Source organism: Sporosarcina sp. GW1-11 (genome assembly GCF_033088395.1).
GTDB lineage: Bacteria > Bacillota > Bacilli > Bacillales_A > Planococcaceae > Sporosarcina.
The window spans coordinates 1-26117 of sequence record NZ_JAPMIW010000032.1 but is presented as its reverse complement, the minus strand read 5'-3'; the positions used below and the strand labels follow the sequence as shown (position 1 = coordinate 26117).

General features: G+C 42.5%; 26 protein-coding genes. 14 read left to right on the top strand and 12 right to left on the bottom strand.

Annotated elements, in window-relative coordinates; all coding sequences use genetic code 11:
* Positions 1-1681 precede the first annotated feature (1681 nt).
* The 3 genes from ORD22_RS14485 to ORD22_RS14475 all read right to left on the bottom strand — a co-directional run bounded on the left by ORD22_RS14485 (position 1682) and on the right by ORD22_RS14475 (position 3308).
* Positions 1682-2590: an EamA family transporter gene (locus ORD22_RS14485; RefSeq protein ID WP_317646847.1), complete on the bottom strand. Its 909-nt coding sequence runs from the start codon at positions 2588-2590 to the stop codon at positions 1682-1684.
* A gap of 162 nt (positions 2591-2752) precedes the next feature.
* Positions 2753-2992 (bottom strand): hypothetical protein, encoded by a 240-nt coding sequence (locus tag ORD22_RS14480; protein ID WP_317646846.1) that lies wholly within the window; start codon positions 2990-2992, stop codon positions 2753-2755.
* A gap of 16 nt (positions 2993-3008) precedes the next feature.
* On the bottom strand, positions 3009-3308 hold the full coding sequence (locus ORD22_RS14475) for a DUF3243 domain-containing protein (RefSeq protein WP_317646851.1): 300 nt from the start codon (positions 3306-3308) through the stop codon (positions 3009-3011).
* A 153-nt stretch (positions 3309-3461) separates the two neighbouring features.
* Between ORD22_RS14475 and ORD22_RS14470 the strand changes: the two genes are divergently transcribed.
* Positions 3462-3914, top strand: a complete 453-nt coding sequence (locus tag ORD22_RS14470; protein WP_317646845.1) for a general stress protein — start codon at positions 3462-3464, stop codon at positions 3912-3914.
* A gap of 88 nt (positions 3915-4002) precedes the next feature.
* On the opposite strand, the gene ORD22_RS14465 is transcribed toward ORD22_RS14470, so the two are convergent.
* Together ORD22_RS14465 and ORD22_RS14460 are read right to left on the bottom strand one after the other, a co-directional pair.
* On the bottom strand, positions 4003-4215 hold the full coding sequence (locus ORD22_RS14465) for a CsbD family protein (protein ID WP_317646844.1): 213 nt from the start codon (positions 4213-4215) through the stop codon (positions 4003-4005).
* Positions 4216-4423: 208 nt separating this feature from the next.
* Positions 4424-4546, bottom strand: a complete 123-nt coding sequence (locus ORD22_RS14460) for a hypothetical protein (protein ID WP_317646843.1) — start codon at positions 4544-4546, stop codon at positions 4424-4426.
* Between the two features lie 157 nt (positions 4547-4703).
* Here ORD22_RS14460 and ORD22_RS14455 point away from each other — a divergent pair, with 157 nt between their 5' ends.
* Positions 4704-5906, top strand: coding sequence for an MFS transporter (locus tag ORD22_RS14455; RefSeq protein ID WP_317646841.1), 1203 nt, complete (start codon positions 4704-4706; stop codon positions 5904-5906).
* A 193-nt stretch (positions 5907-6099) separates the two neighbouring features.
* On the opposite strand, the gene ORD22_RS14450 is transcribed toward ORD22_RS14455, so the two are convergent.
* Positions 6100-7749 carry an SLC13 family permease gene (locus ORD22_RS14450; RefSeq protein ID WP_317646839.1) on the bottom strand — a complete coding sequence of 550 codons (1650 nt, stop codon included), beginning with the start codon at positions 7747-7749 and terminating at the stop codon, positions 6100-6102.
* A 256-nt stretch (positions 7750-8005) separates the two neighbouring features.
* Between ORD22_RS14450 and ORD22_RS14445 the strand changes: the two genes are divergently transcribed.
* Positions 8006-9085 (top strand): AI-2E family transporter, encoded by a 1080-nt coding sequence (locus tag ORD22_RS14445; protein ID WP_317646838.1) that lies wholly within the window; start codon positions 8006-8008, stop codon positions 9083-9085.
* A gap of 173 nt (positions 9086-9258) precedes the next feature.
* On the opposite strand, the gene ORD22_RS14440 is transcribed toward ORD22_RS14445, so the two are convergent.
* Entirely contained in the window at positions 9259-9966 is a 708-nt protein-coding gene (locus ORD22_RS14440; protein ID WP_317646837.1) for a hypothetical protein, read from the bottom strand.
* A 124-nt stretch (positions 9967-10090) separates the two neighbouring features.
* Between ORD22_RS14440 and ORD22_RS14435 the strand changes: the two genes are divergently transcribed.
* The 4 genes from ORD22_RS14435 (at position 10091) to ORD22_RS14420 (ending at position 13991) form a co-directional block, all read left to right on the top strand.
* Positions 10091-10909 carry an ABC transporter permease gene (locus ORD22_RS14435; protein WP_317646836.1) on the top strand — a complete coding sequence of 273 codons (819 nt, stop codon included), beginning with the start codon at positions 10091-10093 and terminating at the stop codon, positions 10907-10909.
* Positions 10910-10914: 5 nt separating this feature from the next.
* Entirely contained in the window at positions 10915-11694 is a 780-nt protein-coding gene (locus ORD22_RS14430; RefSeq protein WP_317646835.1) for an ABC transporter ATP-binding protein, read from the top strand.
* A gap of 70 nt (positions 11695-11764) precedes the next feature.
* Entirely contained in the window at positions 11765-12811 is a 1047-nt protein-coding gene (locus ORD22_RS14425) for an ABC transporter substrate-binding protein (protein ID WP_317646849.1), read from the top strand.
* A 286-nt stretch (positions 12812-13097) separates the two neighbouring features.
* Positions 13098-13991 (top strand): DMT family transporter, encoded by an 894-nt coding sequence (locus tag ORD22_RS14420; protein ID WP_317646834.1) that lies wholly within the window; start codon positions 13098-13100, stop codon positions 13989-13991.
* A 124-nt stretch (positions 13992-14115) separates the two neighbouring features.
* Here the strand turns inward: ORD22_RS14420 and pepT are convergent, their stop codons facing one another.
* The 3 genes from pepT to hutG form a co-directional block, all read right to left on the bottom strand.
* A complete protein-coding gene (gene pepT, locus ORD22_RS14415) occupies positions 14116-15342 on the bottom strand; it encodes a peptidase T (RefSeq protein ID WP_317646833.1) in 1227 nt (408 codons plus the stop codon).
* 585 nt (positions 15343-15927) lie between these two features.
* Positions 15928-17118, bottom strand: a complete 1191-nt coding sequence (gene gltS, locus ORD22_RS14410; protein WP_317646832.1) for a sodium/glutamate symporter — start codon at positions 17116-17118, stop codon at positions 15928-15930.
* Positions 17115-18074, bottom strand: coding sequence for a formimidoylglutamase (gene hutG / locus ORD22_RS14405; protein ID WP_317646831.1), 960 nt, complete (start codon positions 18072-18074; stop codon positions 17115-17117). Before hutG ends, gltS begins: the two co-directional genes overlap by 4 nt.
* A gap of 113 nt (positions 18075-18187) precedes the next feature.
* Between hutG and ORD22_RS14400 the strand changes: the two genes are divergently transcribed.
* The gene (locus tag ORD22_RS14400) at positions 18188-19105 is read left to right on the top strand and encodes a LysR family transcriptional regulator (RefSeq protein ID WP_317646830.1); all 918 of its coding nucleotides are present in this window, start codon (positions 18188-18190) and stop codon (positions 19103-19105) included.
* Positions 19106-19301: 196 nt separating this feature from the next.
* Here ORD22_RS14400 and ORD22_RS14395 read toward each other — a convergent pair whose 3' ends face one another.
* Both ORD22_RS14395 and ORD22_RS14390 read right to left on the bottom strand, forming a co-directional pair.
* The gene (locus ORD22_RS14395) at positions 19302-20177 is read right to left on the bottom strand and encodes a LysR family transcriptional regulator (protein WP_317646828.1); all 876 of its coding nucleotides are present in this window, start codon (positions 20175-20177) and stop codon (positions 19302-19304) included.
* A gap of 132 nt (positions 20178-20309) precedes the next feature.
* Positions 20310-20531, bottom strand: coding sequence for a DUF2187 family protein (locus ORD22_RS14390; RefSeq protein ID WP_317646827.1), 222 nt, complete (start codon positions 20529-20531; stop codon positions 20310-20312).
* Between the two features lie 218 nt (positions 20532-20749).
* Here ORD22_RS14390 and ORD22_RS14385 point away from each other — a divergent pair, with 218 nt between their 5' ends.
* The 6 genes from ORD22_RS14385 to ORD22_RS14360 all read left to right on the top strand — a co-directional run bounded on the left by ORD22_RS14385 (position 20750) and on the right by ORD22_RS14360 (position 25681).
* A complete protein-coding gene (locus ORD22_RS14385; protein WP_317646826.1) occupies positions 20750-21013 on the top strand; it encodes a metal-sensitive transcriptional regulator in 264 nt (87 codons plus the stop codon).
* 89 nt (positions 21014-21102) lie between these two features.
* A complete protein-coding gene (locus ORD22_RS14380; protein WP_317646824.1) occupies positions 21103-21582 on the top strand; it encodes a DsrE/DsrF/DrsH-like family protein in 480 nt (159 codons plus the stop codon).
* 45 nt (positions 21583-21627) lie between these two features.
* Positions 21628-22203, top strand: a complete 576-nt coding sequence (locus tag ORD22_RS14375; RefSeq protein WP_317646823.1) for a sulfurtransferase TusA family protein — start codon at positions 21628-21630, stop codon at positions 22201-22203.
* Complete coding sequence (locus tag ORD22_RS14370; protein ID WP_317646848.1) at positions 22203-23324, top strand: MBL fold metallo-hydrolase; 1122 nt, start codon at positions 22203-22205, stop codon at positions 23322-23324. The genes ORD22_RS14375 and ORD22_RS14370 overlap by 1 nt, the downstream gene beginning before the upstream one ends.
* Positions 23325-24613: 1289 nt before the next feature.
* Positions 24614-24841 (top strand): sulfurtransferase TusA family protein, encoded by a 228-nt coding sequence (locus ORD22_RS14365; protein ID WP_317646822.1) that lies wholly within the window; start codon positions 24614-24616, stop codon positions 24839-24841.
* A 63-nt stretch (positions 24842-24904) separates the two neighbouring features.
* Entirely contained in the window at positions 24905-25681 is a 777-nt protein-coding gene (locus tag ORD22_RS14360) for a sulfite exporter TauE/SafE family protein (RefSeq protein ID WP_317646821.1), read from the top strand.
* Positions 25682-26117 lie beyond the last annotated feature (436 nt).

Genomic DNA, 26117 nt, shown 5'->3' with positions numbered 1-26117 from the left:
CTTGAAGTTCCTGAATCGCTTACGAACTTCTAAGATCATGTCGGATCGTCGCTCGACTTTTTTATGTTACTGAAGTTAGTAAAAGTCAGCTTCCTATCACCGCTGCGGCACGTGGGGGATTGCCTCCCGCCATGAGCCAACAAGCGAAGATCGCGCTAGTTGTCTCTTGGCTTCGGCTGACCCCGCAGTTGTGCCTACGCTGGTGAGTACAAGTTAGTTTTGGTGTGCATTGGCGCATAGTAAAACCAATTAGTGTTGTGTCGTAGCTCGACTCTTTATCGATACTGAAGTTAGTAAAGGTCGGTTTCCTATCACCGCTTCGGCACGTGGGGGATTGCCTCCCACAAAGAGCCAACTAGCAAAGGGCGCTAGCTGTCTCTTTGCTTCGGCTGACCCCGCAGTTGTGCCTACGCTAGTATGTACAGTGTAGTTTTAGTGGGCTTTGGCACTTACCGAATGAAACCTTTCAACTTCAATGTACTATGCTAATTATTTTCCTAACTGAACGCAGGCGCCTTACAAGCGGTAGGCGGAGCGATGAGACAGAGAGGCGCACTTCCTTTCTGGCTCATTGCGGGAGCCATCCGCAAGCGCCGAAGTGAGTTCAGTGACGAATTGCTTATCTATATACAGTAGCGTATTGATGTGTCTTGAACTTACTACTAGTTTGTAATGTGTCGTAGCTCGACTTTCTTAGGATACTGAAATTAGTGATGGTCAGCTTTCTATCACCGCTTCGGCACGTGGGGGATTGCCTCCCGCCAGCGCCGAAGTGGGTTCAGTGACGAATTACTTTTCTATATACAGTAGCGTATTGATGTGTCTAGGACTTACTACTAGTTAGTCATGTGTCGTTGCTCGACTTTTTTTATGTTACTGAAGTTAGTAAAGGTCAGCTTTCTATCACCGCTTCGGCACGTGGGGGATTGCCTCCCGCCATGAGCCAACTAGCAAAGAACGCTAGCTGTCTCCTGGCTTCGGCTGACCCCGCAGTTGTGCCTTCGCTGGTGAGTACAGTGTAGTTTTAGTGGGCTTTGGTACTTACCGAATGAAACCTTTCAACTTCAATGTACAATACTATTTATTTTCCTAACTGAACGAAGGCGCCTTACAAGCGGCAGGCGGAGCGATGAGACAGAAAGGCGATCTTCCTTTCTGGCTTATTGCGGAAGCCATCCGCCAGCGCCGAAGTGGGTTCAGTGACGAATTACTTCACTACATACAGAAGCGTATTGATGTGTCTTGAACTTACTACTAGTTTGTAATGTGTCGTAGCTCGACTTTTTTATGTTACTGAAGTGAGTAAAGGTCCGCTTCCTATCACCGCTTCGGCACGTGGGGGATTGCCTCCCACAAAGAGCCAACTAGCAAAAGACGCTAGTTGTCTCTTTGCTTCGGCCGACCCCGCAGTTGTGCCTTCGCTTTTGAGTACAGTGTAATTACGGTAGTCTTTGGTACATAATAAAATTCACTTTTAGACTTCAACGTCCAATGCTACTTACTTTCCCTCACGAAACGAAGGCGCCTTACAAGCGGTAGGCGGAGCGATGAGACAGAGAGGCGCTCTTCCTTTCTGGCTCATTGCGGGAGCCATCCGCCAGCGCCGAAGTGCGTTCAGTGACGAATTACTTTTCTACATAAAGTAGCGTATTGAAGTGTCTAGAACTTACTGAATCCCTTCCTAACTAACACTTTTACTTAATCGCCGTCTAGTCTTCAAAGAATATCTCTGCAACATCGCAGGTAATGTCATGCCGAATAGTACTAGAAAAATACCGACGAATTGTAGGGGAGTTAGTCGTTCGCCAAGCAACAGCATAGACGCGATGATGGCGACTGGAAGTTCTGCAGCGCTCAAAATGGACGACATGCCTACGCCAACTTTTGGCACGCCTACTGAAAACAGAAAAATGGGCAGGACGATGCCGAAAACACCTAAAATTGCACCGTACAGCCATAAACCTTCGCTAAGTTTCCCGTTCCAGACGATTTCAGGAGACTGAAGGAATGTAATGGCGATTGTTGCGTAAAATGACATAAGGAACAGCCGCGTTATGATATCCATTCCGGCTACTGGCTTTTGATTGGCCATGACGAATGCCGCGAAACTAAATGCTGCGGCTAACCCCCATGCCCAGCCTTGCCAAGGGATTCCACTAATATCTGCATCGATTAAACCTGCCGCTAAAATCGTCCCGCCAAATAAAAATACTAATGAAACGACTTCTGATTTCTTTGGTAAACGTCTAGTGGCTACACATTCATACAGCATTCCAATCCAAGTGAATTGAAATAGTAAGACGACAGCTAGTGAAGCAGGCATGTATTCAACGGATTTTCCGTACATCGTTCCTGTAATAGCGGTTAAAACACCAGCAAGCAAGACGGGAAAGCTACCGCGAATTGTAGGTATACCGCGCCTTGTGAATATGTAAATGATGAGTGCTAAAAGAAAACCTGTATAATATTGGCCTGTCACCGCTTCGGATGCCGTGAATCCATCATTATTGGCTAGCTTAATAATTGTCGATAAAATACCGTAACAAGCTGCGCCAATGACGACGAGAAGTGGATATATCCATGGTTTCATCGTTAAACCTCCGTTTCCATCGGATAATAGTATATCATGGAAGCATCAAAGGGAAGGTCAAGAATTCATACAACATTTCCCGGGAAATATCGACAGCCATCATACAAAAATGAGGAAAAGTCGTACAGTGAATGGGACACTGTACGACTTTTTATTGTAAGACTATCTAGGAGCGCCGAAGTCGGTTGATGGACTACCGCCACTATGACGAGGGGAGTGGTTGTGTTTTTCTTTCTTGAGGTCATGCCGTTGATCAGGCAAAGAAATGGAGTCGACAGTCTGCATATCTTCATGCAAATCGAACAAACTAACTGTATTAGTTTGTAAATTTTCAGGATGTGTTTGAATTAATCGATACGTATCAAGATACTTCTTTGGGCTAGGATGATCATTAACCTCCATGCTTCATCGCCTCCTATTATGCTTGGCGAACCATCTTTAATAACATATGCGCAAGGGAATGTTGTTCTTCTTTAGAACCGGAATCCCATAATTCTTGCAATAAATACTGTTCACGATTCCTCGGTTCTTCGTGCCGTGATAAATAATTCGCGATGAATTCGGTTGTTTTCGCAAGTTGCTCATCGCTCAGACCTAGGTTCTCGCCTTTTTCCACTTTATCCGCTAGAAAGCCCTTGAAGTTATTGAAGTTTTGTAAGATCTGATCTTTTTTCTCTTCACCCATTTTTGAAATTTCTGATTCCACTTTGTTTTTCATTTCCACTCCACAACACTCCTTTTCACTTGATACCCGTAGATTGTGCAGTAAGAGAAAAACTATACACAGAAGACAATTCGTCTAGTTATATGTGTGAAAAAGTGTATCAGTGGGTAGTAGTAAAACATAGCTTTAGTTGAAGGAGGTGCGGAAATGGCAGATAAGCAATATATGGGTACTTTTCATTCGGTAGATAATGTTCTTTATAAGATAACGGAACTTGAAGCGCAAGGGTATCAAAAACGTCATATATGCGCAGTGTCGAATGTGCGGGATGATCTAAAGATATTAGAAAGTGATTCTGAAATTGAAATAATTGGTATCCGAGAAGGCTCACTTTGGGATCATACGCGTAGATTATTTAACAGCAAAGATGAACTGCTGACTATTTTTATCAAGATGGGTTTTTCCAAGCAAGAAGCAAAAACTTTCTATAACGATCTCAAGGAAGGTGGCATCGCGCTATTTGTCGATCATCTGACCGATGAAGAACGTGCGAGTACCATCGATCCTCATGATAGTGCAGAAAGTTTGGAGGGGGAGTCCAATGAAGAAGCAGGTAACCCGATTCCGAATAGTCCAAGAATCGATACAAATAATCTATAGAAAAAGCAGGATCACCTATTTTAATGGATGATCCTGCTTTTTTTGAACTAAAAAAACCTGCTAACTTACGCAGGCTCGAACATTTTAATTATGGACGATTGTCTCGGGCTTCTGTATCGCTGAAGTGCTCTTTCGCTTTACCGATTTTCTGTTGGATTTCACCTTTTGCTTTGTCCAGTTTTCCTTCGACTTGCATCTTTGCGTTATTTGTTACGTCACCTACGACATCTTTAACGCTACCTTTAATTTTATTACCTAGACCTTTTAATTTATCCTCTGTTCCATGATCTTTGTGATCCATGAGATCGCCTCCATTTATTGTGGTTATTATACAAGTACCCACTTTTCAACAGATAAAAACATCAGAAAGATTGTCGGAGTAATTGAAAGACGGATTGTGCTTGTTACATGTACATATTTAGTACAGTCCAGCGAGAAGATACTCCATTGGGAAAACCGAGAACCATGAGAGGTTCCGGTTTTTTGGTGAGTTCAACAAATGATCGGCATTACGGTGTACTTTTCATTCCTGCAAATTGGTTGATTTGCTCCATGAGTTTTTCCCGAGACTCCTTGTTGCGCATTAAATATAGCGCGCCAAGCCCTACAGCTGTCATTGCCATTTTGTTCATTTGTTTGCACCTCCAATGAATAGGATGGTGTTAGTGACAGAAAATATACATAGAATGTAATCTTTAATCTCATCAGGAATTAAGGGTTTTTCACATAATTGTTCTCCTATAGTGCTATAATTTCATTATTCGTATTTTACTGACTGGAAGTGTCTTCATGATTCTACATACTAAATCGACAATTCGCGAACTTCGATTTTGGCGAATTGTCGTCGGGCTTGGAATTGCCTCGGCCCTCATCTTTTCAGCAATGTATGCGATGCAACCATTGCTACCTATTTTAACAAAGCAATTTAATGTGTCTGTATCTACAGCTAGTTTGGCAATGTCGATTAATACAGTAGGCCTAATTATTGGTCTTGTTATTCTAGGATTTTATTCGGATCGCATCGGTCGGTCAATTTTTATAAAAACTTCGATTTTGCTGACGGCCTTATTATTTATTCCGATGTTTTTGGCGGATTCGTTTATGGTCATTCTAGTGTTACGTTTTGTACAAGGATTTGCGATGGCAGGTGTGCTTGCTGCGGCTCTTGCCTATATTAACGAGGAGATTCATGAACGTGTAGTAAGTGTAGCAACGGCGCTATATATATCATTTAACGGAACGGGTGGGATGCTCGGACGTTTTGTTACGGGTTATTTGGCGGAACGTTGGTCGTGGGAATTGTCTCTTCAATTATTGACGATATTCGGCGTAGGAGTATTCGTGTTCTTATTACTAATCTTACCAAAATCAATAAATTTCCAACCGAGTTCGGAGACGATACGAAAAGATATGGAGGGTTTTGCTTTTCATTTCAAGAATCCTAGCTTGTTGATCGTATTCGGATTAGGGATCGTCTTACAATTAAGCTTCACGGGGATGTGGACATTCCTTCCTTTCCATTTGACGGCTACCCCATTTTCACTGACGTTGGATGAAGTGTCCTATATTTATTTTGCCTATGCATTCGGAATTATTGGAGCACCGCTTGCTGGATCTCTTGCAGCGAAGTACGGCATGAATAAAGTGCGGCTTCTAGGTGTCTTGATGCTAGCTGTCGGTTGTTTACTCACAATCCCGATGAAACTACCATTCATCGTCATCGGTTACTGTATCATCTGTCTAGGTTTCTTCTCCGCCCATTCATTAACAGCAGCCTCAGTTAGTAAAGAAGCGACACATCATAAAGGTAGTGCCTCCAGTCTTTACCTAGTGTCGTATTATATCGGTATGGCAGCTGGTAGTACCCTCACGACACCGCTATGGCAAAATGCAGGCTGGACTGGATTGGCACTATTCTCAGCCATCGTGCCAGTGGTCTATGTTTTCATGATTCGATTCCGTCGAAGAAAACAACGGTTGGTTGCAAACTGAAAGTGAGTGGTTTGAGATTTACGCTTTAACCCTACATAGTGAGTAGCAGATATTCTGAGATAAGCTTGTAGTTGTCAGGTGATTTAGTGTCCGTTGTCCGTTCAAAACGCAGAGCAACGGTATTCTACCTGATTAATCTATCGTTTACCACATAAAAACAGGTGCTAGGACTGAATCCCGGCACCTGTTTATTTTATCCTTTGAAAACTTCTGGTATTGTATTCAAATCGATGCCCCATAGTAAAGGCAGCAAGAAATAAATACAGAGTGTTACGAGTACGACACCTAAAATATTAAGCAAAAAGCCGGCTTTTGCCATGTCGGGAATCCGTAGATAGCCCGAACCGAAGACGACGGCGTTTGGTGGAGTCGCAACAGGTAACATGAACGCACAAGAAGCCGCTACACCCGCCGCAATCATTAACGCGTATGGGTGGAAACCAAGTGCAAGCGCTAGTGAAGCCATGATTGGATACATCATAGAGGCAGTCGCTGTGTTCGATGTGATTTCGGTTAAGAAGATTACTAGTGTCGCAACGATTAAAATAATAGCGATTAGTGGAACACCTTTTAATCCGATCAACTGAGTTCCAATCCACTCAGATAGACCACTACTAACAAATCCTGCAGCAATAGCGAGTCCGCCACCGAATAGAAGTAAAATACCCCAAGGTAACTTAACGGCAGTATTCCAATCTAGCAAGTGATCTCCTTTTTTAGTGAAAGACGGAATGATGAACAGAATCATCGCGAACGCAATCGCAATAAGACCGTCACTTAATCCATCAATAAATTTAGATAAGAAGAAAGAGCGTGTAATCCATGAAAAAGCCGCCAAAGTAAAGACGATGAACACAAGAATTTCTTCAATTGATGGGCGTCCTAATAATTTCTTTTCTTTTTCAATTACTTCGCGACCGCCTGGCAATGTCTTAACAGGTGATTTGTAGACTATTTTCACTAAATAGAACCAAGTAAGCAAGATGAAAACCCAGGCAAATGGTACACCGAACAACATCCACTTTCCGAATGATAATTCGATTCCGTAAATTTTATTGACAGCTCCAGCCAGCAACGTGTTCGGCGGAGTACCGATTAATGTCGCAATCCCGCCTAACGAAGCTGAGTATGCGATACCGAGCATGAGTGCTTTACCGAAGCCGAAGTTTTCTTTAGACGTATCGATAGATGGATCATCTTTCAATGCGATAGTAACTTGCGTAATAATCGCAAGACCAATTGGCACCATCATCATTGCAGTCGCCGTATTGGAAATCCACATAGAGAGGAATCCAGTTGCGACCATGAAACCAAGAACGATTTTGTCCATATTTGTTCCGATCGCTGAAATGATCGTCAACGCAATACGGCGATGCAAGTTCCACTTTTCAAGAGCTAACGCAATCATAAAGCCACCCATGAATAAGAAAATGGTTTCATCTCCATAGGAAGATGCCGTTTCTTTCATTTCTAGTCCGCCTGTCAAAGGAAACAATACGAGCGGTAACATGGAGGCAACGGGAATCGGAATCGCTTCCGTAATCCACCACACAGCAATCCATACCGTACTAGCTAATATAGCGATTCCTGCAGCAGATAAATCAACAGGTTTGAAAAAGAGTAAAATAAGGGAAAACAATAATGGGCCGAGTATCAACCCAATGAGCTGTGTAGCTGAATAGCTACGGGAGTCCCTACCGCCACCTTCATTTTGTACACCAATTGTTTTTCCACCGTCTCCACCCTTTGCCATTTCCGAAGAATTGGGCGCGGTGAAGAAACGGAATACATCTTTTACTTGATCGTGTAATGCCCAAAGACGATTCCAAGTTTGTTGTAACATAATATCCCTTCATTTCTAAGTTGTTTTTCTGGAGGAATTTGCATTCTTTCCAAGACAGACCCATTTTACCTATAAAAGAAGGCTAGGACAAGGGGAATTGTGGTTTATTCTTATAGCTAGACAGCAATTGTTACAATACAGTGCAGAATTTGTGAACTATTGTATAGCAACAGATTGAGGGGAAGTTTCGACAGGGACGGCTCAACAACGTATACTAAGGCTAACTACATATTTTTGAAGGAGGGGAAGTGAGAATATGACAAAGAAGGTATGGTTCCAAGCCGGTATCGGTATTTTACTTACTCTTTTAATTACTAAGTACTTTTTGGAAGTAAATTATATTTTTAAACCAGTCGGCATTATCTTACAGACGATTATTATGCCATTGATCTTTGGTGGTCTGCTGTACTACATGACAGAGCCGATTCAACGTATCTTAGAAAAAAAGGGATTGCCTAGATGGGGAAGTATTGTTTCTGTCATTCTCATATTAGTAGCAGTTCTTTGGATTTTAGTTGCACTGATCGGTCCAATCGTTACGAAACAAGTAAATAATCTAGTGAATAATGGACCTGCGATCACGCAACAACTAGATCAATTGAAGAATGAAGTAATCAATCAAAAGGATAATTTACCAGAAGGGTTACAAGACTCCTTGAACTCGGCCATCGAATCGATTCAGTCTTTTGCGGTGAAGTTTGGTACATGGTTTATCCACTTCATCCAATCTTTCGTACAGGCAGTTGTTTTATTATTACTCGTACCATTTTTCTTCTTCTTCATGTTAAAAGATCATGAGAAATTTGCACCGAAAATCTATAATTTATTTTCAGGACAGCGCCGTGAGTGGGTGAAGAAAACACTTTCAGATATCGATAGTGTATTGCGTTCTTATATCCAAGGACAGCTACTCATCAGTGCCATTCTCGCGACGATTATATTTATCGGTTATCTCATTATCGGGCTAGAGTATGCATTGCTATTGGCAATGCTTGCGCTATTCATGAATTTAATTCCATTCATTGGTCCATGGATTGCAGTTGCGCCTGCATTGTTAATCGCGTATTTACAAGATCCGAAATTGGTCATCTGGGTTGGTGTGGTGACGTTGGTCGCACAACAGATCGACAGTAATTTAATTACACCAAACGTTATGGGGAAATCACTCGATATCCATCCACTGACTGTCATAACGGTATTACTCGTGGCAGGAAGTCTTGCGGGATTCCTTGGAATTTTAGTAGCTGTACCTGCCTATGCAGTCGGTAAAGTCATTGTGCAGAACGTTTATAAAATGCGAAAAGAAATTGGTGAAGTAGCCACGAAAGAAGTATAGTGGCTACAGCTGGACCTCTTAGTCTTCAATGACTAGGAGGTTTTTTCGTCTGTTCTTGGGAATAAATCTAAGTAACTGACACATCCGAATGAAAAAAAGGATGTAGCACACATTAACGGATTCCCGATTATTCATACAAATATTTGGGATGCAATGTGGGCTGTGCCTGTTTCTTATAGTAATGGGCAAAAACCGCACCGCATCAAGCCAGGAACGTCTTTTGAAAAACAACAAGTTTTACGTACGGTAGTGTTCAGTAAAGCAGAAGGTTCCGAACCATTCAAATAACTGGCGAATCGTGAGTGAATGTGAATACCAGACCATACTTCATCGTCTTTTAATATTTCCAAATCATTTCGTGCTTCCATTTCGCTACCGGGATCTGATAATAACACATGGTATTGCCATAACAAGAAGCCGAAAATATTTTCCCAAGCGGTTAGTGGGGAGAGAGGAACCACTGTGCGTAAAGAAGTTATAACTGCATGTGCATCTTCTAAAAGACGTTGAATACGTCCTTGCCGGTCCTCGTCTTCAACCATCTGCCAATCGCGCGCCTCCACAAACATACTGATCGTTCGATTGCCAAACTCCTCGACTACACCGAAACGTAAATTCTCATTTGCCCCACTCCATAGTTCATCATAGGCTGCAAGATTATATAACTGCATCGCAAAAAACATGCCGATTCGACGCATGAAGTAGGAAGCCGCAACGACTTCATCTGGACTCTGACTGACCGTCTTTATGACTTGAATCAAGTCTGCAATTTTTGTGTGGTCTTGCAAATCAGCCATAGTAAACACGGGATGTTGTGGTGTGTCGACGTAAATACTGTAACTATTCAATTCTCTGATTTGATCTGCTGTAAGTGTATTCATAGAGTTAGTATAATCAAAAAATTTAGGTTAAACAACTAGTTCATCTACCCATTTGGTTTGATGCGCAAGCCCAACCACTTCACTAGGCGATTACATACAATAGGCAGTGAAGAGGTGGTGAAGTGTGAACAATAAACAACTTGCTCGCGATGAATCATTTGAAGTTGAACAGCGGGAGTGGAAGCGAAGGCAGAGGAAAGAACGAGGAAAGCAATTATTGACGATTGTCTCTCCTATATTCCTTTTGTTGCTGTGGGAAGTAATGTCTAGAACTGGTATGTTGGATATTCGATTTTTTCCGCCTCCTAGTAGAATTGTTCAAACGTTTTATGAAATGATCATGAGCGGAATGATGGCGAAACATGTCGGCGTGTCACTGTATCGAATTTTCATCGGATTTTTGGCGGGTGTAATTCCGGGCGTGATTATAGGCTTGCTAATGGGTCTATATTCTCCGATTCGGCATTTTGTTCAACCGATTGTCATGGCACTTATGCCGATTCCTACGTTGGCATTATTGCCGATCATCATTATTTTATTTGGCATCGGGGATTTATCGAAAGTCGTGACGATTGCGGGTAGTGTATTTTTCCCTGTCGTCATCAATACGGCTGCCGGTGTTTTGAACATCGACAAGATTTATTTGGATGTCGCAAATAATTACCAGACAAGTCGCTGGAACTTCTTTTTTAAAATCGCTCTTCCAGGATCTTTGCCCGTCATGCTTGAAGGCATTCAAATGGGGCAGGCTATTGCACTGTTGACGATTGTAGCAGCAGAAATGATGGGGGCAACTTCGGGTATTGGTTATTTGATATGGACTTCCTATAAAGCCTTTTTACTACCTGAAATGTATGTTGGTCTAATTCTCATCTCCTTTTTCGGCTATTTATTTTCGCTTTTCTTACGTGCCCTTCAAAATAAGTTATTGCCATGGAGGTGAATGAGATGGAGAGGAACCCTAAAATTACGGTGGATGGCTTGATGAAAGCTTTTTATAAAAAACAAGGCAGTGTCATTGCGTTGGAAGATATTTCATTAACCATTAATGAAGGGGAGTTCGTCTGCCTAGTCGGGCCAAGTGGTTGCGGCAAGACGACGCTTCTGCGGATTTTGGCGGGCCTTGAGCAACCGAGCGTAGGCAGCTTCACGATTGAAACAGAAAGTGAGGATCGACCGCTACAGTCTATGGTGTTTCAAGAACGTGGAGTCATTCCATGGCTGACGGTCCGAGAAAATGTAGCGTTTGGTTTGAAAATGCGCAAATTACCGAAAGCCTTTGTAGATGAACGGACGAATTATTATTTGAAGAAAACAGGACTTGAACGTTTTTCATCATTGTACCCAAAAGAATTATCAGGTGGCATGAAACAGCGTGTCAGTATCGCTAGAGCATTTGCCAATGATCCAGAGATTTTGTTGATGGATGAACCGTTTGGTGCGCTGGATGAACAGAATCGTTTCATCTTACAAGAAGAACTGTTGAATATTTGGGCTGAGACGAAAAAGACGGTACTATTTATTACGCATAGTATCGACGAAGCATTACTGCTGAGTGATCGTATTCTGTTGATGGGTGCACAACCTGGGAAAATCATTGCGGAGATTACGATAGATAAGCCAAGGCCCCGGAAAATTGAAGATATTAGAAAGGATCCTGAAATGGCAGCGGTCTTCCTTGAGATTTGGCATCATCTACAGGAAGAAGTATTGAAATCAAGAGAGTAAACAATAAAGAGTTAACGATAAAAGGAGAGATGATGTGGGGAAGTGGCTTAGAAAAGTAGGTTGGATCACGATGCTTGCAGTGGTATTAGTAGTGGGCGCATGTTCACCGAAAGAAACGGTACAACCGGTGACGAATGATGGGAATCCAAAGTCCGGTGATTTAGCACCACTTGAAAAACGCGCGAAAATTTTCATCGCTGAGGACGGTGCAGCTTCCGGGGCGGGGTTCTATATTGCGAAAGAGAAGGGGTATTTTGAGGACTATAATATTGCAGTAGACTTCGCGGACTTTGCCAATAGTGATGATATGTTACCGGCATTAGCGGCGGGTGAAGTCGATATCGCAGGGGGCGTGTCCACGGCTTCATTCTTTAATGCAATTGCACAAGGGATTGACGTTCGAATTATTGCTGATAAAGGTCATAATATGCCAGGTAAATCGTATTTCAGTTTCGTTATCGGTAATCATATGGTCGATGAAATCAAAGAGTATAGCGATTTTAAAGGGAAGAGAATTGCTGTTTCTTCACGTAACTCCATTGACGGCTATATTTATGAGGAAATGTTGAAGCATGCTGGCTTGACGGAAGATGATGTGGAATATGTCCACATTGCAGACTTTGGTGCTATGCTAGGTGCCATCGATTCGGGAACGATTGACGCAGCGCTCAATATTGAACCGTTAATCGCCCAAGGTATCCATAATAAATTCCACGTTCGTTTCGGTGATGCGACCGATTATGCACCAGAATCACAAATCGCAATGGTTTTAGCCTCACCACAATTCATGGCAAATGAAGAACTATCACTACGTTTCATGGCCGCCTATTTGAAAGGTGTGCGTGATTATAACGACGCGTTCTTTAAAGATGATGGAAAAGAAGAAGTGATTAATATTATGGTGAAACATACAGCGCTCAAGGATCCTGAGTTATGGGAGCGAGTTTTCGTCACGGGACTTGATCCGAATGGCAAGATGTTCATCGATGATATTAAAAAGCAGTATGAGACGTATAAAGCAAACGGTGCCATTCGAGGAGAAATTGATTTCGACAAGTCCGTAGATCCATCACTGGTCGAACGAGCAATCAAAGAAATTGGGCTGTATGAGGAATGAGTTGAAAGTCGATAATTAGCGAGTAGTTCGGAATTTAGAGAAAAGATTTACTTTCAACGCTACGCATATGCGAGTAAAAGTGAAGCGTTAGGAGCATCGGTTTTAAGGTTAGCTCACCGCGGACCCTCCTGAATGCTGTGAAACGGTATCCTTCCGCATCCCCAACTCTCAGCTAACCCTGCTTCTATTTCAGAGGCAGGGGTTTTTACTATGTAAGATTTACTACATACCTGCTACATTTCATGATAAACTAATACGACTAATAAGCGGAAACATGGGGGATAGTATGAAAAAATATATAGGTGAAATGGGCTTGCTGGTTACCGCCATCATTTGGGGTAGCGGCTTTGTGATGAGTGCGACGGCATTAGGTCATTACTCACCGTATCAAATTTTAGCCGTGCGGTTTACGATCGGTGCTGTGTTACTTGGGCTCATATTCTATAAACGTCTGCGTCAAGTGGACAAGTCGGTATTATGGAAAGGGGCGTTGCTCGGCTTGCTGCTGTATACAGCATTTGCGCTACAAACGGTCGGACTGCAATTTACGACACCTTCAAAAAATGCATTTTTAACGGGCGTGAATGTGGTCATCGTGCCATTTATCGCTTTCATAATATATAAGCGTAAACTCGATACATTCGAATTATTCGGTGCTGTTTTGGCGCTAGTTGGGGTAGCGGTACTGTCGTTGCAATGGTCTTCAAGTGTTAATGTGGGAGACATTCTAACAGTAGGGTGTGCCGTCATGTTTGCGTTCCATATTTTCTATACAGCGAAGTTTGTACGTACAGAAGACGCGGTGTTATTAACGCTGTTGCAGATGGCTGTGGCAGCAGTGGTCAGCTGTATGGCGGTCATATTATTAGGCGAGACATCTTTTTCAATGGACCCAACCGGAATAAGTTCTTTGCTTTATTTGGCTGTTTTCTCAACGACAATCGCATTTTTGATGCAAACAGTTGGGCAGAAATATGTATCCGAAACGAAGGCGGCAATTATTCTTTCGACCGAGTCGGTATGGGGTATGGCATTTTCTGTCGCACTTGCGTATGAAGTGCTGACGTTCCGTATGTTCCTCGGTGCGTTGCTAATATTTACTGCAATTATATTGTCAGAAACGAAACCGCAACTGTTTAAAAAGCGTAGTTTACAACAAGTTAAAGAACGTAAAGTATGAAAAAAGGCGACCCGGATAGTCATCATCACATGACTTTCTTGGATCGCCCTTTTATTTAGTTGCAAGACAAAGGTAACCGCAAAAAAAGTGAAGATAGAATGCCGATTCCAATGGCCTTCATATTTTATCCTCGTTGCTCTAGAAGTTGTAAAGCTTCGATAATCACTCGTGTCGCAAGTACCATGTTATCGGCTGAGATGAATTCATACTTGCCGTGGTAATTTTCCCCACCTGTGAAAATATTCGGAGTAGGCATACCCATGTACGATAATTGTGATCCATCAGTCCCACCACGAATTGGCTCAATTTTCGGCTCGATACCAAGAGTACGATAGACATCCGCAATAACATCAACGATTTCCATAACAGGTTCAATTTTTTCGCCCATATTAAAGTATTGATCAGTTAATGAAAGTTCCACCGCATGTTCACCGTACTTCTCTTGAAGACGAGATACAGTGTCTGAAACTAACTGCTTTCGCGCTTCAAACGCTTGGCGGTCAAAATCCCGAATAATGTACTGATACGTAGTTTTCTCTACCGTGCCTTCTGCTTCCATCAGATGAATGAATCCCTCGTAATGCTCTGTTTCTTGTGGGATCTCATTAGCTGGCATTGCTGCTTGGAACTCTGCGGCAATTAATAAAGAGTTAACCATTTTACCTTTAGCCGTCCCTGGGTGCACATTCGTTCCGTGGAATGTGAGTACTGCACCCGCTGCGTTAAAACTTTCATATTGCAGTTCACCAAGTGGACCACCGTCCATTGTATACGCATAATCGGCATCAAATCGCTCCACATCGAACTTATGTGGGCCACGTCCAATCTCCTCATCTGGAGTGAAGCCAACACGGACTTTACCGTGTTTAATCTCCGGATGTTCCACTAAGTATTGCATGGCCGTCATGATTTCGGTGATGCCTGCTTTATCATCCGCTCCAAGCAATGTCGTGCCGTCCGTAGTAATTAATGTATGACCGACATAATTATTCAGCTCAGGAAATGCCTGTACAGTCATAGTCGTCGATTCATTCAACGAAATATCTTTACCGTCGTAGTTGTCTATACGCTGCGGCTGGACGTTCGTACCTGTATAGTCCGTCGCCGTATCCACGTGCGCCAAGAAGCCCACAGTCGGCAGTTTTTTGTCTGTATTAGCCGGCAACGTCGCGAATAAATAGCCGTTGTCATCGAGCGAAATCTCCTCCAACCCAATCTCCGCTAGTTCTTTCTCTAACATATACAATAAATCCCACTGACCTGCCGTAGACGGCGTTGTCATAGAGTCTGCATCAGATTGTGTATCAATTTTTGCGTAACGGATCAAACGTTCAATCAATTGTTCTTTCATTTAAGAAAACCCCTCTCCAAGATGTGATTTTGTGTTTTTAGTTTAACAGAACATCGATCCAATTACGCCCAAAACGAACGCAAAAAGAACCGGAAAGCTCCGGTTCTTCGTTTGCTGATGAAAATAGGTAAGTGGAAAGTGAGCGGTTCGTTATTTAAAGCAAAATCATGCTCCTAACGCTACACTTTTACTCACAAAAGCCGTCCTTCACAACTTCTTTCGCTCAATCTGGGGTCCCATGTGTGCGCTAATTCCCAAGAAGCATCAGTCTACCGTTTCAATCCTATAAGTTGATTACAAGTACTTTAAGATATCATTGTAGCTATAATACGACTTAGTTACTGTTCTGTAGTTTTTAAGTTTAAATGAAATATCTAAGTATAAAACTGCCTATTTCACTTTCTAGCATAAGGACAAGACACTAGTGAAGTGGAGTGTAAGGCGGCGACTCAGGGAGGATCAGCCCGACAAGAGAGACAACCAGGGGGAGCTTGCGACCGGTTGGCTCACCGCGGGCCCTCCTGAACGCGTCCGCCTGAAACGCAACGTAACGGTATATTTCCACTTACCAATACTCTGTCTACATCAACTAAATATATTAATCGTAGTAATAATAATCGGCATGGACACGACGTCTATTAAGAACGCACCGACAATAGGTACGATCAAGAACGCCTTGCGTGATGGACCATATCTAGCCGTAACTGCCGCCATGTTAGCCATAGCGTTTGGCGTAGCTCCCAGACCGTGTCCTGCAAAACCCGCAACCATAACTGCTGCATCGTAATTCTTGCCAAGAATACGGAAGAGGATAAAAATACCGAACAAAACAACGAATAGAACTTGTACGAAGACGATGACTAGCAATGGCAATGCCAAATCTGCAACTTCCCATAGCTTAATGCTCATCAATGCCATCGATAAGAAAATACCAAGCGACACATCGCCGATTAAGTTGATGCTCGTCATATGAACAGCGTCGCCCTTGAATCGATCGACAACGTTTCGTACGATAACAGCGACAAACATCGCACCCACATAACCTGGCATCACAAAACCAGTAGCACTAGAAAATAGATCACCTATGAATGTACCGCCAGCGATACAAAGAGTGATGAGCAATACTTGCGTCAAGAAATTATCCGTATTGATCGCTGGTTCGTGTGCTTCTGCAGAGTAAGCTACTTCATGCTCTACTTCTGTAGATTTCAAGTCATGTTTTTTGATTAGGTGCTTAACGATAGGTCCGCCAACTAAACCACCTGCGACGAGGCCGAATGTTGCGGCTGCAATACCGATTGAAAGTGCGGAATCAATGCCTAAACCTTCTAACGTTTGTCCATACGCAGTAGCTCCACCATGACCGCCTTCCATGGATACAGCACCAGCCATCATACCGATTAATGGATGTATGTTAAATAAGTAAGACATCGAGACGCCGATGGCATTTTGAGCCAATGCTAAAAATCCACAAGCTACCCAGTAAATAATAAGTAGTTTTCCGCCTAGACGGATAAGGCTAAAGCTTGCGCCTAAACCAACTGTTGTGAAAAATGTTAGCATAAATAAGTTTTGCAGTGACGTGTCTAATTGAAAGCTAAGTAAGTCGAAGTATTTCAAAAAAGTCGCCAAAATTGCGAAAAGCAACCCGCCAACAACAGGGGCGGGAATACAAAACTTCTGAAGAAAGCCAATTTTACGTACCAGTATCGTTCCAATCGTTAAAAGAGCCAATGCTAAAAATAGTGTCGTGATTTGGTTAAGCTCCAATGTCATGTGGTTCGACCTCCCAGCAATGCAACGATTGCTTCATTTGTTAAATATGCACCTAGTTTGACCGTTTGGTTTTGCTGGTCAAGTGCTGGATTAATTTCTGAAATGTCGAATGAAAGGGCCTTCTCATGAGATGCGACCATTTGTATGAATGAGCGTACAGTTAAAGGGTCCAATCCAAAGGGTGAAGGTGCGCTCACACCTGGTGCAACTGCCGCATTCAAGACATCAGAGCATAAAGTTAACAAAATATAGTCCTGTTGTTCAATAAAAAAGGCGATTTTTTGTAAAGTATCGTCCATATGACCCGAAGAAATCTCCTGCTCTAGCACATACGACACACCTTGTGCATCGGCCTCTTGGAATAGAATGTCGGTATTTCCAAATTCCTGTATACCGAGCACTAAGTATTCAACATTCGGATCTGTATCGAGCATTTGCTTGAACATCGTACCCGAAGATGGTTGTTCTTCATAGCTCCGTAAGTCAAAATGCGCATCGATATTAATCACGCCAAGCTTTGCATCTGGTCCGATAAATTCTCGTACACCTAAGTAATGTCCGTATGCTGTTTCATGACCGCCACCTAAAATGACAGGATTCGCATTTTTTTCAAGACACTGTCGAACAGCGGCACCTAGCTCGGCTTGTGCGCTCTCTAGTTGAGTTCCTTCACAAACTATCGTACCCATATCGAACAGTTGGCATTCAGCCGGCATACGCCAAGGAAGTTTTGCCAACTCACTGCGAAGAGCATTTGGCCCTTCAGCAGCGCCTAATCGCCCGTTATTACGACGAACCCCTTCCTCAGATGAAAAGCCGATTAGTGCACAAGTTTTATTGGTAACGCTTTCTTTTAACTCGGAAAGTTGTACAATTTGATGCATCCGAAATGCAGATCTATTAGTTTTACTATCCGTACGGCCGGACCAGTTAGTTTTATCAGTTTGAATTAACAATATACTTCATCCTTTCCGTCATGTTACAGTAATTATAAAGGTTTGCATTTATTAATTCTAATACATCTTTCTCATAGATTTATGCCTTTTAGTTATAGATGGAGGAGAGTTATATGGAAATTAAGCAATTACTGTATTTTGTCATGGTCGTTCAGCAGTCCAGTTTTTCAGAAGCAGCGAAGAAACTTCATTTATCTCAACCGTCTTTAAGTAAAGCAATTAAGAACTTAGAAACAGAAGTGGGCTTTCGCCTGTTGGAGCGAACGACGAAAAAAATTCAGTTGACCGATTCAGGCAAAGTCATTTATGAACGTGCATTACACATTCTCAATGAAGCAGATATATTACAGCAAGAAATTAAAGAAGTGAAGTGGAATGGTAGTGGAAAAGTTCAAATTGGTATGATTGAATCCGTGAAAAATTGGATTCCTTCTATTTTACATTGGTACCAGCAAGCGTTTCCTTCGATGAAAGTAAAACTCATTGAAGTATTAAGCTTAGAAGATGTTAAGCGATTGCTTCGTCAGTACAAAGTTCATGCTTGCTTGACCAATCATTTTATTGATTCACCCGAATTTCTGACGACTCCTCTTTATGAAGAGCGGCTAGCTATTATTATGCACCCAGGGCATTTACTTGCAAGTAAAGAGTCGTTAACGCTAGCTGATTTAGAAGATGAGCCATTTATTATTACAAGCGACGGTTTCCAGACGAGGCGGGATATCATTACCGTATGTAATGAAGAAGGGATTCGCTTAAACATCCAATATGAAGTAGAACGTTTTGAAACTATTATAGAATTAGTTAGAGCAAATATCGGGATTTCTATCATTCCTCATAAGTATTTTGATAATCGGGTGGATCAATCGCTCGTTATCAAAATGATTGATTCACAAAGTCTAAAACGAACTGTCTACTTAACGTATTTAAAGAGCCGCTATATGCCGCCTGCTATTGAAGCATTAATCGGCCGTATGCAGCTGCCGCTTACGAAAAATGTATCTTCAATTAAGCGGGCAGAAAAGAAGTAGCAATATGAATAAACTATTTTTGCGATCGACAAAATTGGACTGGAATACTCTTCACCATTGCTACTAGCAGCCCTGCGTTTTTCTATTGCAAATGTCATTATGGCGATAGTTGTAAAAATACTGAAGAAGCCGCACCATTCTTTGGAACGGTATTTGGTTGGTTATTGTTGGACGAGCAGTTATCTACTGCGCTAGATTAAGGCTTCCATAACCGGCAATAAGCGTCTAGTTCATCTAAAAAAGCTTGTGTAGTAGCTGATTGTTTCGTAGTAAGCGTATAGAATGGACGTCGGATCGGTGATACTTTGTAATTCAAAACGGCTAGTTCACCACGTTCTATTTCCCGTTTACAGCTATGTCGAGATAAAAATGCGATACCGAGACCGCTTAAAACGGATTGTTTAATGCTTTCCGGTGAATTGACGATGGCATAATTAGGTTTTACACCGTATTGATGTAATGAACGGTCGATGAGTGTACGACTCATATCTTCTGTACTCGGTAAAATCCAATATGCACTCTGTAAATCTAGAATTGAAGAACTTTTCTTGTGTGCTAACGGATGGTTGGAGGAAGCGACTAGTAGTAATTCATCTTCCATAAATACATTTGCTGAAGATAACTCTTCTATATCACTACAGCCGACATCCGCTTTTCTTTTACGTAATAGGTCGGCAATCATATGTGACTCCACAGCACTCAATTCAACTTGTAACTCAGGATACTTTGCATGTAGTCGTGTGAGAACATCTGGTAGAATGCCTTCCGCAATGACAGGAGTAGCTGCGATTCGAAAAGGGCCTTTTAGTCGTTTTTGCTGATGAGTCAACTCAACCTTGGTGCGATCTGCTAAGTCAATGAGTTCAAGTGCACGCTCATATAAAAGTTGTCCCGCAGCGGTTACTTTGAAACTGCGTGATGTCCGCGTAAGTAGAGGTGTCTGCAAGGTAGACTCCAAATTTTTAACGTGTAGACTAACTGTAGGCTGTGCAATCTTTAATACGCGAGCGGCCTTTGTGAAATTTTCACTATCTACTACAGCGATAAATGTTTTTAGCTCTTCTATCTGCATATTGGACACTCCTTCTATCATAATTTGTGATTGATAAAATTATATCATGTAAATTCCGTGATTGAAATTTCTAGAAGCCCTTTTTGAACAAAAAAATAGCCTTGCAAGTAAGTTGCAAGGCATTAAGAAAAATTATACAACTGTGTAGTTTTTGTGTGCGACAACAGTCATATTGGAAGCTGCACCAATTTGCTCTGCATCTGCATCAGAAATTTTGACGATGACGGAGTTTTCAAGGATTTTGAAGATAGTTCCAGAAACTTCATGATCATTACGGTTGAAAGATATGACTTCATCAATATGTCGTGATGCTACAAAATCGGAAACTGGACGATCTTTACGTGGGAATGCCATTCAAATCAACTCCTTCATTATAAGAATCTCACCTGTCATGGACAGGTGGAATAAACGTACAATAGCTTACTATAACTAGTATAACACATTTCGCTAATAATTTCAGAATAGTAGAAACCTGTCGAATAATTATGTGCAAAATTAGTTCCTAAACTCTTCTGTTGACATTATACCTCGAGGGGTATATGATAAGGGTAATGAAAAGGACGGTGAGAGAAATGGAATACGATGACAAAGTAAAAAATCGGTTAAAGCGCATTGAAGGTCAAATCAAAGGCGTCTTGCGTATGATGGAAGAAGGCAAGGACTGTAAAGAAGTCATCACCCAATTATCCGCCAGTCGTTCCGCGATTGATCGAACAATCGGTGTCGTGGTCAGTACCAATTTAATCGCTTGTATGGAGAATCTGGATGAAACAGATGATCGCACACATGAATCGATTATTAATGAAGCGGTGGACTTGCTTGTAAAGAGTCGATGAGAATAATGCTTGACTCTTTTTTTATAACATATAATATACCCCTGTAGGTATACAGATGGAAAATTAGGTAAGTAGAAAGGAACGGGAATATGACTGAACAAAAGAAAACGACGATTGTGTTATTTAGTGGAGATTACGACAAAGCGATGGCTGCTTATATTATCGCCAACGGAGCAGCTGCTTACGATCACGAAGTAACCATTTTCCATACATTTTGGGGATTGAACGCATTGCGCAAAGATGAACCGATCAAAAGCAATAAAAGCTTCATTGAAAAAGCATTTGGAAAGATGATGCCACGTGGTGCCGATAAAATGGGTCTTTCTCAAATGAACTTTGCTGGAATGGGTCCAAAGATGATCAAACAAGTGATGAAAAAGCATAACGCGATGACATTACCACAGCTAATGGATATGGCAGTAGAACAGGACGTCAAACTGATCGCTTGTACAATGACAATGGATTTACTTGGACTTGGTCAAGAGGAACTTCTTGAGGAAGTCGAGTATGGCGGCGTGGCTGCTTACTTAGGTGAAGCACAAAACGGTCATGTAAACTTGTTCATTTAATTTTTTTACTAAAAAATATACCCCTGGGTGTATAGGAGGAAACCAATGATTCAGACAGATAAAGTATTGGATGCGAAAGGTTTAGCTTGTCCGATGCCAATTGTGAAGACGAGAAAGATGATAAAGGACATGGAGGAAGGGCAAGTACTCGAAGTCCAGTCAACTGATTCGGGAACAACTGCTGACTTACGCGCGTGGTCTGAAAGTGCAGGGCATCAATACGTGGGAAACGTAGAGGAAAATGGCATCTGGCGTCACTTTGTCAGAAAGGCAGACAGTGGCGACAAACTAGAGACAGTTTATCCATTCACAGTGGATAATAAACAACTTCTAGAAAGTTTGGAACATCCTAAAGCGGTGCTAATCGATGTGAGAGAAACTGCTGAATATGCTTTCAGTTATATACCTGGTGCCCTATCCATTCCACTAGGTCAACTGGAAGAGCAAATGCAATATTTAGATAAAGAACATAAGCTATATGTCGTTTGCCGCACAGGTAATCGTAGTGACATGGCGTGCCAAAAGCTAATGGCTGCAGGATTTGAATGTGTCACTAATGTTATTCCTGGTATGTCCACATGGGACGGAGAAATAGAAAATACAATAGGGGGTATGAAATGATGAGAACAGTTCAAGCAGGCGAGGTTGCTAAAAAGATAATTTCAAAAGAGCCTTTATTTATTCTAGACGTACGAAACCAAGATGCATTTGAAGATTGGAAGATCGAAGGGGAGCAAGTTCGTCATTTGAATGTGCCGTACTTTGAATTGCTCGATGGGGCAGAAGAAATTGCGGATCAACTACCGAAAGATCAGGAGATTCTCGTAGTATGTGCAAAAGAAGGTTCTTCAATCATGGTCGCTGAAATTCTCGAAGACGAAGGATTTCCGGTTTCTTATTTATCAGGTGGAATGAAAGCGTGGAGCGAGCATTTGGAGCCAGTGAAAGTTGCAGATTTACAATCTGGCGGTGAACTGTATCAATTCGTTCGCATCGGTAAAGGGTGCCTTTCCTATATGGTCACTTCTGGAGGAGAAGCGGCAATTATAGACGCGACACGCATGACGGACATATTCACGGAGTTTGCTGAGAAAAAAGGTGTGAAAATTACACATGTCTTAGACACACATTTACATGCAGACCATATTTCAGGTGGCCGAAAAATTGCACAAACAACGGGGGCGACGTATTGGTTACCACCGAAAGATGCAGAAAAAGTGACATTTGAATATGCTGCACTTGAAGGGGATACATTCATTCAAATCGGAGAAACGAAGATTGATATCCAAGCACTTTATTCTCCTGGTCATACAATCGGATCCACTTCATTTATCGTCGACGATAGCTATTTAATGACAGGCGATATTTTATTCATCGATTCCATAGGACGCCCTGACTTAGCGGGCTTGGCAGACGATTGGGTAAGCGATTTGCGCGAATCATTATACACACGCTACCAAGAGTTATCAGAAGACCTAACCGTCTTACCTGCTCACTTCATGATTATAGAAGAGTTAAACGAAGACGGTAGCGTTTACGAGAAGCTAGGGGTATTGTACGAACGTAACCACGGCTTGAACATCGAAGACGAAGAGCAATTCAGAGAGCTCGTAACTGGCAATCTACCACCACAACCAAACGCCTACCAAGAAATTCGTCAAACCAACATGGGTAAAATTACTCCAGATGATGATACCCAACGCGAAATGGAAATCGGCCCAAATCGTTGTGCGGTGAGATAATAGATCGAGTATGTCTGACCAACCCCTTGCGATGTGCCTGCGTTTAGGAAGACATAGTACGTTGAAGTAAGTAAGGGATTCAGTAAGTTCTAGCCACATCGATCCGTTTTTGTATGTAGTGAAGTAATTCGTTACTGAACCCACTGCGGCGCTGGCGGATGGCTCCCGCAATAAGCCAGATAGGAAGGGCACCTATCTGTCTTATTGCTCCGCCTACCGCTTGTAAGGCGCCTTCGTTTATTGAGGGGGGAAGTAAGTAACATAGTACATCAAAGTCTAAAAGTGAATTTTACTATGTACTAAAGACTACCAAAACTACACTGTACTCAAAAAAGCGAAGGCACAACTGCGGGGTCGGCCGAAGCCATGAGACAACTAGCGCCTTTTGCTTGTTGGCTCATGGCGGGAGGCAATCCCCCACGTGCCGAAGCGATGATAGAAAGCTGATCTTTACTACCTTCAGTACCGGAAAAGTTAGTAAGGGATTTAGTAAGTTCTAGACACTTCAATCCTCTTCTTTATAAAGTGAAGTAATTCATCATTGTACACACTGCGGCGCTGGCGGATGGCTCCCACAATAAGCCAGATAGGAAGGGCACCTATCTGTCTTATTGCTCCGCCTACCGCTTGTAAGGCGCCTGCGTTTATTGAGGGGGGAAGTAAGTAACATAGTACATCAAAGTCTAAAAGTGAATTTTACTATGTACTAAAGACTACCAAAACTACACTGTACTCAAAAAAGCGAAGGCACAACTGCGGGGTCGGCCGAAGCCATGAGAGAAAGCTGATCTTTACTAACATCAGTACCATAAAAAAGTCGAGCGACGACACATTACTAACTAGTAGTAAGTCCTAGACACATCAATCCGCTACTGTATATAGAAAAGTAATTCGTCACTGAACCCACTTCGGCGCTGGCGGATGGCTCCCGCGATGAGCCAGAAAGGAAGAGCGCCTCTCTGTCTCATCGCTCCGCCTACCGCTTGTAAGGCGCCTTCGTTTAGTGTAGAAAAGCAAGTAGCATAGTACTTGAAGTCTAAAAGTGAATTTTACGCTGTACTAAAGCCTACCCAAACTACACTGCAATCAAAAGCGTAGGCACAACTGCGGGGTCAGCCGAAGCCATGAGACAGCTAGCGCGACTTTCGCTAGTTGGCTCATGGCGGGAGGCAATCCCCCACGTGCCGCAGCGTTGATAGGAAGCTGACCTTCACGAACTTCAGTACCGTAAAAAAGTCGAGCGACGATCCAACAAAAATTAAAAAGTTAATTAAAAGGAGAAGATATAAATGACTTCAAAAACATTCTTAGACGCTAAAGGTTTAGCATGCCCTATGCCAATCGTACGTGCCAAGAAAGCAATGAAAGACCTACAAGTAGGCGACATCCTAGAAATCCACACAACAGATAAAGGATCCGTAGCAGACCTAACTGCATGGGCAGCATCAGGCAACCATCAAATCACCGACCAACAACAGGAGTCGGATATCTTTAAATTTTGGATTCAAAAAGGGTAAATTAAGAAGAGGGGGATTTATTACCCTCTCTTTTATCAATTGTAGGGAAGAAGGGAGGACATCATGAGTATTACATTTATCATCACCATCTTCCTCATTGGATTCGTCGGATCGTTCCTCTCCGGCATGATGGGAATTGGCGGTGCCATCGTTAAATATCCGATGTTATTATTCATTCCGGCTATGCTCGGTTTTACTGCGTTTTCACCGCATGATGTATCCGGTATTACAGCGATTGAAGTATTTTTCGCCTCACTTTCCGGTGTGTTAGCCTACCGGAAAAGTAATTTGATTTTAAAACCACTCGTGCTATATATGGGGATTAGCGTATTACTCGGTAGCGTAATCGGGGGCGCGGGTTCTAGCTTTCTATCAGAAGCAACTGTAAATATTGTCTATGGTGTGCTTGCAGTCATAGCGGCGGTTATGATGTTTATACCTAAAAAAGGTCTCGATGATATGCCGATAGAAGACATCACTTTTAATCGTTTCGTAGCTTCAAGTGCAGCGTTTATTGTCGGTCTAGCAGCAGGAATTGTTGGGGCAGGAGGCGCCTTTATTATGGTGCCGATCATGCTAGTGATTTTAAAGATCCCAACACGAGTCACAATTGCTACGTCATTGGCGATTACGTTATTATCATCAGTCGGTTCCGCAACAGGAAAAATCTTCACAGGCCAAGTACCTTATGGCCCAGCGCTAGTAATGATCGCAGCGAGCATAATCGCGGCTCCAATTGGTGTGAAGACCAGTCGCAAAGTTAACACCAAAGTATTGCAAGGAATTCTAGCGGTACTAATCATGCTCTCAGCCGCCAAGATCTGGTGGGATATTTTTTAAAGAATACAAGGATTACTAGAGTGTTAGTCACTGAACTCACTTTAGCGATTGTCTATGTTTGGTAAGTAAATGTAGGCGGCATAGTTCTTTGAATTTAGTTAGGGATTGAGTAAGTTCAAGACACTTCAATCCACTTCTGTATGTAGAAAAGTAATTTGTCACTGAACTCACTTCGGCGCTGGCGGATGGCTCCCGCGATGAGCCAGAAAGGAAGGGCGCCTTTCTGTCTCATCGCTCCGCCTACCGCTTGTAAGGCGCCTTCGTTCAGTTAGGAAAATAAATAGTATTGTACATTGAAGTTGAAAGGTTTAATTCGGTAAGTACCAAAGCCCACTAAAACTACACTGTACTCACCAGCGTAGGCACAACTGCGGGGTCGGCCGAAGCCATGAGACAGCTAGCGCGACTTTCGCTAGTTGGCTCATGGCGGGAGGCA